This window comes from Nocardia bovistercoris (assembly GCF_015674855.1).
Classification (GTDB): domain Bacteria; phylum Actinomycetota; class Actinomycetes; order Mycobacteriales; family Mycobacteriaceae; genus Nocardia; species Nocardia bovistercoris.
On sequence record NZ_JADMLG010000010.1, the window covers coordinates 234,771 to 248,488 of the forward strand.

The window sequence follows — 13,718 nt, forward strand, 5'->3', positions numbered from 1 at the left end:
TATCGGGGGAGAGGGGACCGCGCGGCCGTGGGTGTGCGGAGCGACGTCCAGGTGGCCGGGTGTGTTGATGTCAAAGCTATCGGTTTGATGAAAGCATTGTCAATCTATATTTCGTGATTGCTTTTTGCCAACTGCCGGAGCAGTGTTGACGCATGCAGACGAGCGGTGACCCCGCGCCGACGGTTCCCACGGTCAGCGCCTCGGAGATCTCACGGTTGGCCGGAGTCACCCGCGCGACGGTCAGCAACTGGCGGCGCCGCCACGACGACTTCCCGGCCGCCGTCGGTGGCAGCGAGAACCGGCCGGTATTCGATCTGAACGAAGTGCGCGAATGGCTGATCGGGCACGGTCTCGATCCGGCCCGTTCCCCGGCAGCCGAGCTGCGCGCCGTGCTGCGATCCCGGCTCACCCCCGCCGATGTCGCCCGTTTGCTGGACGAACTCGAGCGCGCCGACGGCCGCTGGACGATCGGCGATCACCGAGATTCCGACGAACCTGTCGATGAGGTGCTGCGGGCACTCGATCGGTGCACAGCGGCCGAAGGCATGCGGGTCGCCATCGACATCCTCGCCGAGCGCGGACTCGAGGAAATAGCGGCGACCGGGGTATATCCCACACCCGAGCCGGTGGCGACATTGATGGCCGCGGTCGTCGCGGCGGCCGCACCACCGATCGACGTGCTCGATCCGGCGTGCGGCGGCGGCAGTCTGCTGTGCGCGGCACGCGCGGCGGGCGCGCGCGAACTCTACGGCCAGGACGTGCTCGCGGTCCAGGTCGCGCGTGCGCGCCTGGTCGTAACCGCCGAAACCGGCGTCACCCCACACCTCGGCGTTGGTGACAGTCTGAGCGCCGACGCCTTCGCCGGGCTCGAAGCGGCCGCGGTCCTGTGCAATCCCCCGTACGGACAACGGGATTGGGGCTCGGCCGAACTGGCCTTCGACCCTAGATGGGAGTACGGATTGCCGCCGCGCGGGGAATCCGAACTCGCGTGGGTTCAGCACGCGTTGGCGCATCTGCGACCGGGAGGCACCGCCGCGGTTCTTCTGCCGCCCGCCGTCGCCGCACGCAACGCCGGGCGCAAGATCCGCGCCAACCTGGTCAGGGCAGGCACCCTGCGTGCCGTGATCGGGCTCCCCCCCGGCGTTGCCCAACCCTGGCACATCGGTCTGCACATCTGGGTGCTGCGCAAGTCCGACAGCGGACCGGTGGGCGATCACCTGCTGTTCGTCGACACCGACACCGAACAACCCGACACCGACTGGGCGGCGCTGAGCGACCGTGTCGCCGAAGCCTGGCGCACATTCCTCGGCGCGACGCCGCGCCGCGCCGCCGACGCCGGTCTGGCGGCCGTCGCCCGGCTCATCGATGTACTCGACGACACGGTCGATCTCACGCCCGCCCGATACGTGCGCACCGACCTCGAGCCCCGCGCGGTATCGGACCGGACCGCGGCCGCCGTCACGACACTGGGCGAGTCGACCACCCGGCTCGCCGCGCAAGTGGCGGCGCTGACCGGCTGGCGGGAGTCACCCGAGCGCTCGTGGCGTTCGGTCACCGTCGCCGAACTCGCCGATCGCGGCAGACTCGACTGGATCAGGGCCGTCCACGGCGGACCGGTCGACGCCGAGAGCGCCGCGCGACCGGTGCTCACCGCACCCGATGTCGCCTCGGGCGCACCGCCTTCCGCGACCACGGCGACCGTGGCTCCCGCCGAAGCGACCGTGCTCGCCGCGGGCGACATCCTGGTCCCCGCGGTCCGCAGCGACCGCGGTGGTGGACGCGCTGCCCGCGTGGCCGGACCGCAGGACGCGGGGGCGGTCCGAGGACCGCACATCCATCTGCTGCGAGCCGACCCAGCGTCGCTTGACCCCTGGTTCGTCGCGGGCTTCCTCGGTGGCGGCGAGAATCAGCCCATGACCCGAACCGCCACGATCCGCTTCGATCCGAGCCGCCTGCGGATCCCGATCCTGCCACTGGCAGAACAACACCGATACGGCGCGCTGTTCCGCGAGCTGTTCCTGACGCGCGTCGCCGCACGAGAGGCGGCCGACGCCGCGGAACGCGCCGCCGAACAGCTCACGGCCGGACTCACAGCGGGCGCGCTGGAACCCGACGACACCGGCGACCGCCGATGACCGCCGAGAAGTCCCCGCACGCGCCGACGGTCGGTGACCCTGTCCGCCTCTTGTCCGGCGATCAGAACGCGGGGGCGCCCGAGGATCCGATCGGGGAGTACGCCGACCTGCGCGCCGCACTGTCGGCGCCGTCGGCCGCGCCGCCCGTGCTGGTTCCGAATACCGAAGAGCCGGGATCGGTTTCGCTGTCCGAACTACTCGGGGCCGGAGCCGTCGAATTCCACGAGTCGCCGCCGACGGTGCTGTCGGCGGCGGGAACCGCCGCGCTGCTCACAGCCAAGGACGTTCGGCTCGGCCGTCCCGCCTCGCGGCGCGGCGACGCGACCGTGCCGGGCGCGGTCACGGTGCGCGCGGGCGATATCGCCGCGGTCCTCGGCCCAGAATGCGCGGTGCGTGTCATCGAGACCGACGGCGCGGTGCTCGGACCCGGCATCACCCTGATCAGGCCCGGTCCCCGCGGACTCGACCCGATCTTCCTCGCGGGCATACTGCGCGCCGCGCTCGATGGCGGCGCCCGCGATCTCCACGCGGTGGCCGTCCCCCGTATCCCGCCCGCCGGGCAGCGGCGCTACGCCGACGCGTTCACTCGTCTGTCCCAGCTCGAGGACGAGTCCCGCGTGCGCGTCGAGCGGGTCGAGCGAATCCTGCGCATCGGATACGGTGGTCTGGCCTCCGGTCGGCTGTCCCCGGAGGCGTGACGCTGTGGTCGGTGGGGCGAAAAGGGGTGAGCGGCAGTGCGATCGGAGATCGTCGGCGGTCGCTACGAACTGATCCGCGAACTGGGCGCGGGCGGAATGGGGCAGGTCTACGAAGGATTCGACCGCCATCTGCGCCGCCGTATCGCGGTGAAATTCCCGCACCCCGGCCTCGGGCACGATTCGGACTGGGCGAGTCGGTTCCTGCGGGAAGCGAAGATCATGGCGAGCCTGTCCCATCCTGGTCTGCCCGCCGTGCACGACGCGGGCGTGATGCCGGGCAGTCCCGAGCGCCCCTACCTGGTCATGGAGTATATCGACGGGGTCACCTTCGATGATCTGCTCGACCGGCACGGACCGCTCGCGGTCCCCGTGGTCGCCGCGCTCGGCGCGCAAGCGGCCGCGGTGTTGGCCGCGACGCACCGCCGCCGCATCTGTCACCGCGACCTCAAACCGTCGAACCTGATGTTGTGCGCCGACGCGGCCGTGAAGGTCCTCGACTTCGGTCTCGCGATCGCGCCCGACGTCCAGCTGACCCGCTACACCAGCACCGGACAGACGCTGGGGACCCCTTCCTTCATGGCGCCGGAGCAGGTCGAAGGGCGCGAGGTCGTGCCCCAGACCGATCTGTACGCCCTCGGACTCGTCCTGTACGAACTGCTGACCGGTGAGCGGGTGATGACGGGCAGTTCGCCCTATGTGGTCTGGGATCGGCAGGTGAACTCGACGCCGCCCGATATCGCCGCCGAGCGGCCCGATGTTCCGGCCGAGCAGGCCCGTCTGCTGATGAGCATGCTCGCGAAATCTCCGGAGGACCGCCCCGCCAGCGCGTCCGCGGTCCACGAGGTCCTGGTGCGGGCGGCGGGCGCGCCTGCGACGCTGCCCGAGGTCACCGACGGTCGCGGTCCCGTCGCGATGTACGCGATGGCGCTGGTCGCGAACACCGTCGACGGCGCCGCCCCCGGCAGTGCGTACGCCGATCGGAACGAGAGTGCCGCAACGGATTTCAGCCGCGGCGATCTGCACCGGGCCGTGCGCCGTGCCCGCCGAATCGCCGACGACTCCCACTACGATGCCGCACTGGCCGAATTGTCGGCCGTCGTCGCGGTCGCCGAACCGCTGCTCGGCGCTCGCGACGCCGATGTCGTCGACGCGCGTGTGCGCCTGGCCGACCTGCGGCGCGAGAATTCCGACTATCCGGCCGCGATCGAGGCATACCGCGAGCTGGTGGACGAACTCACCGTCGAACGCGGCCCCTACGATGATCAGGTGATGTACTGCCAGCGAAACCTGGCGGCATGCGAGGTGCACACCGGTGACTTCCGGGAGGCGATCGCCCGACTCGAACGCCTGCACATCCAGACCGAGGCCCGCTACGGCGCCGACGATCCGCGGGTATCCGAGATCGGCGCACAGATCGACCGACTCCGGGCGGCTCGCCCTCCGTACTGATCGGCGGCTTCCGAATCCTCGGACCGGCCGAACCGCGACGAAACATTCATGACCCACATACGATTTGCTCATTGTGCGCCGACATCGCGATCACCGAGCGCACCATGATTCTCCGGTCGCTGAAAAGGGGTATGTGTGTCCGCACTCGCAATGATCAAAGGCCAGAACTTTGTGCTCCCCGCCGGGGAGGTGACGCTCTCGATCCGAGTCGCCGCACCGGCGGATCTCGTCGCATTGTCGGTCACCGATCGCGGAACAGTGCGCGGCGACCACGATCTCGTCTTCTACAACAACCCGCTCGGCGAAGGGGTGCGACTTGTCGCAGGCCCGTCCGGCGCGCCCGCGGCCGTGGTCGTCGACCCCGCCGCCATACCGGCCGATATCGCCGAGGTCCGCGCCGTCATCACCCTCGACGACCCCGCCGCTACCTTCGCGAGTCTGGCGCCGCCGATCGCGACCGTCACCGACGCCGCAGGAAATACGTTGTGCGACTATCGAATCGATGGACTCGTGAACGAAGCCGTGGTGATCGCGCTGGAAATGTATCGCCGCAACGGCGTCTGGAAGATCCGGGCGGTGGGGCAGGGCTACGCGGGCGGGTTCGCCGACCTGATCACCGACCACGGCATCGACGTCGAGGACGCGCCCGCGGTGGAGCCGCCGGTTCCCACCGTGTCCACCACCCGCACCGTCCCCGACTACAGCCGCACCGTCTCCAACCCGATGCTCCGATACGTCGCCGCCGAGAATATGCTGTCCATCGACCAACGCCGTGAGCTCGACCATCGCAAGAAAGTCGTGCTGAACGTACTGACCACGGGCGGCGTACCCGGCGCACGCGCGCGCATCGTCTTGGTGATCGACAAGACGGGCAGCATGGCGCCGCTGTACCGGATCGGCGCCGTGCATCGAGTGGTCCATCGGATGATTCCGATCGCGATCCAACTCGACGACGACGGTCGACTCGAACCGTACCTCTACGCCAAGCAATTCGCGGCCCTGCCCGCGGTGACCGTCGACACCGCCGAACAATGGTGCCGAACATATCTGCACCTGTCGGGCGTGCACGGCGGAATCGACTACGCCCACATCGGCGGCGCGAACAACGAGATCCCGATCATGCGCGAGATCATCGACACCCACGACCCCACCATCGACCCGACCCTGGTGCTGTTCTTCACCGACGGCGGATTCAACCAGAAGCGACAGATCACCGCCCTGCTCCGAGAAGCCTCGGCGCTGCCCATCTTCTGGCAGTTCATCGGACTCGGCGCGGCCAACTACGGTCTGCTGCGCGAACTGGACACCATGGACGGTCGAGTGGTCGACAACGCGGGCTTCTTCGACGTCGACGACATCGATCGCATCGGCGACGACGAACTCTACCAACGCCTGCTCGGCGAATTCCCGGACTGGTTGCGCGTCGCCGCCGCGGCGGGCGTCCTGCGCTGAGTCGCAACCGAATTCGCGCGGCGGCCGGTGACCCCGCCGGAACCGATCGACAACGGCGCCGGTCGCACGACGCGAGCCACTATCTACAGAACACCCAAACCGGGCGCGCGGTTGCCGCCGCACTGCACTGAGCATCGGTCGGCCGCGATATCGTGGCCATATCCAGGGCACTCCGTCATCTCTCCGGCCACCCGTGGAACTCGGAGAATACCGAGCCGAACTTCGGATTCTGGACGAGAACGGAAAGAAGCGGTTGACAATACCGTTGGTCGGGCGCAGCTACGGCGGCGGATGAGGGCCATTTGGAGTGGTTCAGCTCGCCGGGAGTTTCACCACCGGATCGGGGCCGAGGTCGGTGATGTACACGTCGCCCGTGAGTCCGACGGCGACGCCCTGGGGATTCTTCAGGCCGGTGAACGGTAGCGGGGTCGGTGTCGAGGCGCCCGCCGCCAACATCACCACCCATTTGTTGCCCCAGTCGACGACGTACACGTCGCCGCCCGTGGAGACCGCAAGACCGCGGGGATCCTTGAGCCCGGTGAACGGCAGTGAGGTCGAGGTCGAGGCGCCCGGCGCCAACATTCGGACCTGTTCGGTGCCTAATTCGGTGACGTACACGTTGCCCGCCGGGTCGACCGCTACGGCGTCGGGGCCTTGGAGTCCGGCCAGCGGCAGCGTGGTCGACTCCGATGCGCCCGCCGCCAACCGCACCACCCGATCGTTGCCGCGGTCGGCGACGTAGACGGCGCCCGAGCCGTCCACCGTCACGCCGCGGGGGTCTTTCAGTCCGGTGAAGGGCAGTGGGGTGGAGGTGGAAGCGCCTGCTGGAAGCTTCAATATTCGATCGTTGCTCGTGTCGGTGACGTAGACGTTGCCCGCGGTGTCGACCGCCACGTCCTGGGGATTCTTCAGGCCGGTGAACGGCAGTGACGTCGAGTTCGACGCGCCCGCGGGCAATTTCAGCACCCGATCGTTGCCCATGTCGGTGACGTAGACGGTCCCCGCCGCGTCGACCGCCACGCCGGTGGGCAGACTGAGGCCGGTGAACGGCAGCGGCGTCTGTGAACTGTAGGCCGAGTCGATCGAGGTGGGCGAGTCGCCGCTGCCCTCGGACTCCCGTTGGACACCGATCACCACGGCCACGACGGCCACCAGCGCGATCACGGCGGCGATCGCACCGGCGGTTCTCGGTGACAAGCCGAACCGACGTCCGTGTCGCACGGTCGGGTCTTCGCCCCTTCCTACCTGGGGATCGTCGAGCGCGGCGCGGGCCGCGGTGCTCAGCTCGCGCACGGTCCGGTAGCGAGCGTCGGGATCCTTGGCCATCCCCTTGGCGATGACGGCGTCGAATGCGGCCGGAACGCCGGGGGTGGTGGCGCTGGGACGCGGCGGCGGCGTGTGCAGGTGGTGGGCGATCACCCCCTGCATTCCCGTTTCGCTGGTGAACGGCGGGCGACCGGTCAGGCACTCGTGCAGCACGCACGTCAACGCGTACACGTCGACGCGGGCGTCGGGCCGGACCGCCGCGCCGATCTCCTCCGGCGCGAGGTAGGCGACGGTGCCGATGGTCTCGCCGGTCGCGGTCAGCGTGCGGTCGTCGGCGGCGTGGGCGATGCCGAAATCGATCAGGGAGGCGAACTCGTCGTCGCCGAGCAGGATATTGGTGGGTTTGACGTCGCGGTGGACGAGTCCGGCGTCGTGCGCGGCCTGCAGCGCGCCCGCGACCTGCGCGACGATCGCGACCGCCCGGCGCGGCGCCAAGGCCCCTTCCCGCATGATCACCTTGCGCAGGTCGGTGCCCTCGATGAGGCGCATGTTCAGGTAGAGCCGACCGTCGATGTCGCCGAAGTCGTGGATGGGAATCACATGCGGCTCGGTCAACTGCGATACCGCCCGGCATTCCCGGCGAAATCGTTCGCGCAACTGTTCGTCGTAGGCGAAGCGCTCGGGCAGGAGTTTGAGCGCAACCACGCGGTTGGTCAGCGAGTCGTGCGCCCGCCACACCTGGCCCATGCCGCCTTGGCCAAGCAGCGACAACAGTTGATAGCGCCCGAAGGAAACCGGCCGCCCCGAAGCTCGGGTAGTGTCCCCGCCACTGGTTGGTATGTCATCCATGGTGCCGTCCCGTGACCATCTGGCTACCGGCTGCACTTGCTGCTGTGTCACCCGCGACGCGAGCGGACAACTTCAACACTAGCCGACTCAGCCAGGGCAGATGCCCGAAATCTTGGTGCGAGCATCGACGAGTTCCGGCTTGGTCGGCCGCGAGCGTTGACCAAATAGCAAACATCAGGCGTCATAAGGTGGACTACCTCGCGTGCGGAGACCCTGTCGTGCTCCGAGGAGTGTCGACCGCCTGAACCGGCACATCCGGGCGCGCCTGACGAGCGCCTCGGCGGCGGATCAGACTCGTCGCATGAACGCCATCGTGTAGTACATGCTCTGAATATCGCGAAGCAGTACGTCAACCGCGGTTGGTGCTCGGGATTTCGGTTGGACGTTCGTCGCTGGGCCACACAGAATTATTTCGGCTATCCCTGCTGAGCGGGGACCAATCGAAACGTCGCACGGCAAGTTCACCCTGCAGAAATCGCCGATCGACGTTTCACGGGTTCCATTTCTCGGAATTGTTTCTTCCGGCGGGCGGCTCGGTTCAGGACCAGATGCGGCTTGTACAGGTCGAGCCAGGTGTGCAGGTCTATCGTCTGGTCGAGTCCGAAACAGGTGTGCGCTTGCATGGTCGTCGGGTCTTCGTTCACCACCTGCTGCAGCCAGGAGAGGTCGAGCAGCGCCCACAGGGACGAATCGCTTTCGGCCAGAATCTCTTTGCCCAGCTGGTGGAGATCGGCGGCGTATCCGGGGTCCCGGGTGGACGGGTAGGGGCTATTCACTCGCTGCGCCACCCATCGCTGGGCGCACCTGTCCTGCCACGGCAGACCCGACCGTGCCGTGCCCTCGGCCGCGGGTCTCACGCTGCACGACGGAATCCTGACTGTCGCCGAGGTCGCCGAACGCGACGACGGCGGTCGCGATTTCGTGTTCCTCTCGGCCTGCCACACACATTCCGGGCGGGCGATCGCCACCGACGAGATGATCAGTCTCGCGGCCGCACTCTCCTACACCGGTTGGCGCGACACCGTGGCCACGCTGTGGAGCGTCTACGCCGAACGCGCGGCAGTCACCAGCGAACGGTTCTACCGAGCCGTGGACTGCGACGGGTCCGGCGGATCGGGCGCGGTCGCGCGAGCGCTGCACGTCGCGGTCCATGCATTGCGCGCCGAAGACGAAAGGCCGCACCGGTGGGGAGCTTTCGTCCACATCGGAGGTTGATTCACTTCGTCGGCCGACGCTCGCGGTGTCGAGTCTCGCACTCGGACTCACGCTGGGTCGGCGGTCGGTCGGTGTCCGACTCGGGTGGTGTCGGACTCGGGCGGCGTCGGACTCGGGCGGCGTCCACGTCGACGCTTCGTCGGTCAGCGACTGTTCCCACGGTGGTGCCGCGGCTCGTGTGCGGCCGGCGGCCTCGGCGTGAGGATACCGAGTCGCAGGCCGCGGAGTGTTCTCCGTTCGCCGGGACGTGATCCATCCCGGTCGGCGGTGTGAACCGGGCGCGGATGGGCATGTCGGGTCCGTATCGGTGTGATTTTCGGAGGTGTGACCCGTGCGCGATTTCGCCTGCCCCAACTGCGGTCAGCGGTTGGCGTTCGAGAATTCGGTGTGTCTTTCCTGTTCCAGCCCATTGGGTTTCAGCTTCGGCTCGCGCACGTTGGTGGTGATCTCCGATTTCGCCCCGAGCGATGCCGCCGGACGCCTCGGTGGCATCGTCGACGGGCTTCGCTACCGGCTGTGCGACAACCTGCACGTGGCCCGATGCAACTGGTTGGTGGAGATTGCCGACGACGGAGTCGACGCGGCGCGGCGCGGGGAAGGTGGTGCGGAGTCGGAGGGTAGCGCGTCGAAACCGGAGCGTCGGCGCTCGCGGTGGCGTCTTCGGCGACGATCCGGTCGAGCGAACTCCGCTCTCGTGGCGCCTGCGCCGCCCGCGGCCGAAAGCGGTCCGGCGCTGTGCGAGTCGTGCAGGCTGACCCGGACGCGCCCCAACGACTCCGACACCGGGGGGCTGGAGGCGTTCGCCGAAGCCGAGACCGCCAAACGCAGGGTGATCCTGGAACTGGCCGAACTGGGTTTGCCGATCACCGACCGTGAGGCGGATCCGCGTTTCGGGTTGGCGTTCGACCTGCTGTCCAGCGCCACCGATCAGGTGCTCACCGGCCACCAGGACGGGGTCATCACCCTCGACCTGGCCGAGGCCGACGATCCGCACCGCGAACAGTTGCGCGTGGAGATGGGCGAGCCGTATCGCACGCTGCTCGGTCACTTCCGGCACGAGATCGGTCACTACTACTACACCGTGCTCGTCGACGACGAGGCCCGGGAACGGTTCGTCTCGCTGTTCGGCGATCCCGACGCCGACTACCAGGCCGCGCTGGAGCGCCATTACGCCGACGGCGCGCCGGCGGGGTGGGAGGCGGATCACGTCTCCTCCTACGCGACGATGCACGCCGCCGAGGACTGGGCCGAGACCTTCGCCCACTATCTGCACATCCGCGACACCCTCGACACCGCAGCCGCTTTCGGCTTCGCTCCCGCGGGCGCGGCCCTGGACCGTCCCCAACTCGGCCGCGCGGGATTCGACAGGATCATCGAACTGTGGTTGCCGCTGGCCTGGTCGCTGAACATGGTCAACAGGTCCATGGGCCACGTGGACCTATACCCGTTCGTCCTACCCGAACCGGTGTTGGAGAAGATGCGTTTCGTTTATGAACTGTGCGCCACCACGTCCGCGCGCCTCGGCGCCGCGCCGCGGCAACAGCCCGCGGCGTGAGACGGACTCGATCCGATTCGCACCGTCGAGGTCCGCGCTCGCGCGCTTCGTCTTCGGGGCACGCGGGCCGGTGCGTGGTGAATCGGGATGCCCGTGGGTGGGATCAGCCGGCAGTGGTGGTGGGTCCCATCGCCTTGGCCGCGAGTTTCGTGGTGAGCCGCACCAGGAGGTTGCGCGGCACGGGGTAGAGCACGCGCAGGCCGCGTCGCATTCTCTTGTGCGCCAGACGAGTCGGGCCTTTGGTCAGGTGGGCGAAGGCTTCGGCGACGACCTCGTCGACGGTGGCGGCAGCGGTTTTCGCGTTGTGCGAAGAATCGCGCGGCGCGACGCAGCGAGTCCTCGACCGGTTCGGGTTTCCAGCCGAGTTCGCGCTCGGCCTTGCTGTGATCCGGTGGCGACATCAGTTCGGCCATGCGCAGACCCACCGAGGCGAACATCAGATCCCGGCGCAGCAGGCGGGCGGCGAGATCGTTCGCGCGGGCGCCCAGACGCAGCGCGGGCATGGGGAGTCCGATGAACGGGGCTCGGATGCCCACGGCGTCGGCGACGATCTCGTGGACTTCGCGGCCGCTGAGGTACCGATCGGAGACGATGTAGCGTTCTCCGGGCCGTCCGTGTTCGCCCGCCAGGATCATGGCGCGCGCGGCGTCCTCGATGCCGACCACCTCCGCGGAGAAACCCAGGTAGAAGGGGAATCGGCCGTTGGCGACTCGGGCGATGAGCGAGCCGTGGGGAGTCGGCCCCCAGCCTCCGGGTCCGTAGGTGGTGGATACGCACATCGCGACAGCGGGGAGGCCGCGTTCGCGGACGTAGTCCATGACCAGGCTCGTCGCAGGCTCGAGCAGGAGAATCACGATGAGCAGCACTCGGTCGGCGGTGGTATCGGCGCGAGACGGCGTCTGGGCGGGGTGGCGATGCTGACGGTGCTGGCCGTCACCACGGTGCTGACCGCAGGCGCCGGGCACGCCGATCCCGGTGGCGAGCCCACGAGGCTCGTGGTCCATTCGGCGTCCATGGGCGCCGACATCGACGTCGACATCCTGGTGCCCGCCGACCCGGTGGCGAGCCCGGTGCTGGTCCTGCTCGACGGCGCCGACGCGGGCCGCGACAGTGGCGCCCGCGCCGGCGACTGGCTCACCAAAACCGATGCGGCCGAACTATTTCGCGACAAGAACGTCACGGTCGCGCTGCCCGTGGGCGGTGCGGGCAGCTTCTACACCGACTGGCGCCACCCCGACCCGGTGCTGGGAACCTACCGGTGGGAGACCTTCCTCACCGAGGAACTGCCCGCCACTCTGCGCGCCGCCTACGCCGTCGACACCGACAGATCGGCGCTGATCGGTCCCTCGATGGGCGGACACGCCGCGCTGACCCTGGCCGCGCGACACCCGGGGCACTACCGCTTCGCCGGCGCGTTCAGCAGTTGCCCCGCCAGCGCCGACCCTTTCGCCCAGCAGTCGATCCGCGCCAACGTCGTGTCCCGCGGCGGGGATCCCGACCTGATGTGTGGGCCGCCCGACGATCCGCGCCGGCGCGACCACGACCCGCTGCTACTGGCCGAGAACCTGCGTGGCACAACACTGTTCGTCACCGTCGGCGCCGGCATGCCGGACCCCGGCGACACCGTCGAGGACACCGTGACCGGCGCCCCGCTCGAATGGGGCGCCAACACCTGCACCGGCGTCCGGCACCGCAATCGTCGAGATGACCGACCCCTACGGCAGGCCGTATCCCACCGACACCACCGTGCCACATAACCGATACCGGACCATCGGCCGGATCCCGTGGCCGAAGGAGGTGCCCCCTCGGCGCACCAGGCTGCGGGCACGTCGCGCCGGGCGCGGTGCCGGGATCAGCCTCGTTCGAGACCGGTGGCGATGGGTCGGGTCGGGTCGGTGCGGTACTCCGACAGCGACCCCGGGTAGTAGTGCGCGGGCACGCCGATCTTGGTGAGGGCGAGGACGCTGAGTGCGGCCGCGTTGCCGACCACGCAGTACAGCCCGACCTCGGTGTCCGCCTCGACGCCCAGCTCCCGGTAGCGGGCGCGCAGGGTTTCGTCGTCGGCGAGGTGGCCGTCGTCGGTCAGGTTGGCCGTGCCGGGCAGGTAGCCCGCGCCGGGGATGTGTGCTTCGGCGTAGCCTTCGGCGCCTCGGGTGTCGACCAGGACACCGGAGCGGGCCAGTGCGGCCGCGGTGTCGGCGTCCAGCGTGGGCAGTGCGCCGGTGGTGACGACGAAATCGCTCGCGCCCTCGGTCGCGGGCTCGTCGGTGAGGGCGCCACCCGCGGCGGTCCATGCTTCGACGCCGCCGTCGAGGTAGCGGACGTCGGGGACGCCCGCCCAGCGCAGTGTCCACCATGCGCGGGCGGCCGCGGCGGCGTTGTCCGGGCTGTAGGTGACCACGATCGAGTCCGCTGTGATGCCCCAGTGGCGGATCGATGCCTGGATCTGTTCGGCGGACGGCAGCGGGAAGGTTCCCGAGGTCTCGGTCTCGGGTCCGGCGAAATCCGCCACGGTTACCGCGTGTGCGCCCGGAATGCGTTGTGCTGCCGCATCATCGGTCTGCGGGGTGCGACGGACCTCGAGGACGACGACGTCGCGGCCGTTCGCGATCTTCTTCCGCAGTCTCTCCGCGCTGATCGTGACACGATCGACGTGGACCGGAGTGCTCGTCATGATGCTTCCCTTCGCGATGGCCGGTCGCAGCGGATCCGCCTCGATCGACCGACAGGTGTCTGCAGCCGGAGTCTTGCAGCGCGGGCCACCGTGAACCAACGATTTCCTCTACACGATTCGAATAGGCGAACCGATGCCTCCCGTGCGGTCGTGTCGCCGGATTCGATCGGCGATCGCCGGAAGCGGACCATCTGCCTCCTCGCTGGCGTAGGAGATGAAGATGCGCGGGTCGCGTGGTTTCGTCGCGGGCGCGGACTCGATCGGTGGGGTCGAGGGCGGGACCGGCTCGGGCTCGGGCAGCGGCACGGTGAGTCGCGCGGTGGTGCGGCCGGGCTGGTAGAACAGCGCCTCCTCGACCGGCAGGTCGAAGCGGGCCGACACCTCGACGCGCAGCGGCGAGCGATGCCGGGGGACCACGAGGGGTG

12 protein-coding genes are annotated in these 13,718 nt (G+C 68.9%); 7 read left to right on the forward strand and 5 right to left on the reverse strand.

The features are described 5' to 3' along the window. Positions 1–152: 152 nt before the first annotated feature. The 4 genes from IT779_RS24000 (at position 153) to IT779_RS24015 (ending at position 5,734) form a co-directional block, all read left to right on the forward strand. The gene (locus IT779_RS24000) at positions 153–2,135 is read left to right on the forward strand and encodes an N-6 DNA methylase (RefSeq protein ID WP_196151654.1); all 1,983 of its coding nucleotides are present in this window, start codon (positions 153–155) and stop codon (positions 2,133–2,135) included. Continuing rightward, the gene (locus IT779_RS24005) at positions 2,132–2,833 is read left to right on the forward strand and encodes a hypothetical protein (RefSeq protein ID WP_196151655.1); all 702 of its coding nucleotides are present in this window, start codon (positions 2,132–2,134) and stop codon (positions 2,831–2,833) included. Before IT779_RS24000 ends, IT779_RS24005 begins: the two co-directional genes overlap by 4 nt. A 36-nt stretch (positions 2,834–2,869) precedes the next feature. After that, entirely contained in the window at positions 2,870–4,282 is a 1,413-nt protein-coding gene (locus IT779_RS24010; RefSeq protein WP_196151656.1) for a serine/threonine-protein kinase, read from the forward strand. Between the two features lie 135 nt (positions 4,283–4,417). Next, a complete protein-coding gene (locus IT779_RS24015; protein WP_332838943.1) occupies positions 4,418–5,734 on the forward strand; it encodes a vWA domain-containing protein in 1,317 nt (438 codons plus the stop codon). Positions 5,735–6,046: 312 nt separating this feature from the next. Here IT779_RS24015 and IT779_RS24020 read toward each other — a convergent pair whose 3' ends face one another. Together IT779_RS24020 and IT779_RS24025 are read right to left on the reverse strand one after the other, a co-directional pair. Further along, positions 6,047–7,771 carry a serine/threonine-protein kinase PknD gene (locus IT779_RS24020; protein WP_408637789.1) on the reverse strand — a complete coding sequence of 575 codons (1,725 nt, stop codon included), beginning with the start codon at positions 7,769–7,771 and terminating at the stop codon, positions 6,047–6,049. A gap of 539 nt (positions 7,772–8,310) precedes the next feature. Next, positions 8,311–8,637, reverse strand: a complete 327-nt coding sequence (locus tag IT779_RS24025) for a hypothetical protein (RefSeq protein ID WP_196151658.1) — start codon at positions 8,635–8,637, stop codon at positions 8,311–8,313. A gap of 16 nt (positions 8,638–8,653) precedes the next feature. Between IT779_RS24025 and IT779_RS24030 the strand changes: the two genes are divergently transcribed. After that, positions 8,654–9,064, forward strand: a complete 411-nt coding sequence (locus IT779_RS24030) for a CHAT domain-containing protein (RefSeq protein ID WP_269781632.1) — start codon at positions 8,654–8,656, stop codon at positions 9,062–9,064. Between the two features lie 331 nt (positions 9,065–9,395). Continuing rightward, entirely contained in the window at positions 9,396–10,619 is a 1,224-nt protein-coding gene (locus IT779_RS24040; protein WP_408637790.1) for a zinc-binding metallopeptidase family protein, read from the forward strand. On the opposite strand, the gene IT779_RS37975 is transcribed toward IT779_RS24040, so the two are convergent. Next, the gene (locus tag IT779_RS37975) at positions 10,553–11,485 is read right to left on the reverse strand and encodes a Rossmann-fold NAD(P)-binding domain-containing protein (RefSeq protein WP_232542030.1); all 933 of its coding nucleotides are present in this window, start codon (positions 11,483–11,485) and stop codon (positions 10,553–10,555) included. The two genes, IT779_RS24040 and IT779_RS37975, sit on opposite strands and share 67 nt — an antisense overlap. A 48-nt stretch (positions 11,486–11,533) precedes the next feature. Between IT779_RS37975 and IT779_RS24050 the strand changes: the two genes are divergently transcribed. Next, a complete protein-coding gene (locus IT779_RS24050; RefSeq protein ID WP_196151660.1) occupies positions 11,534–12,376 on the forward strand; it encodes an alpha/beta hydrolase in 843 nt (280 codons plus the stop codon). 95 nt (positions 12,377–12,471) lie between these two features. On the opposite strand, the gene IT779_RS24055 is transcribed toward IT779_RS24050, so the two are convergent. Together IT779_RS24055 and IT779_RS24060 are read right to left on the reverse strand one after the other, a co-directional pair. Then, on the reverse strand, positions 12,472–13,293 hold the full coding sequence (locus IT779_RS24055; RefSeq protein WP_196151661.1) for a sulfurtransferase: 822 nt from the start codon (positions 13,291–13,293) through the stop codon (positions 12,472–12,474). 108 nt (positions 13,294–13,401) lie between these two features. Beyond that, a complete protein-coding gene (locus IT779_RS24060; protein ID WP_196151662.1) occupies positions 13,402–13,710 on the reverse strand; it encodes a hypothetical protein in 309 nt (102 codons plus the stop codon). Positions 13,711–13,718 lie beyond the last annotated feature (8 nt).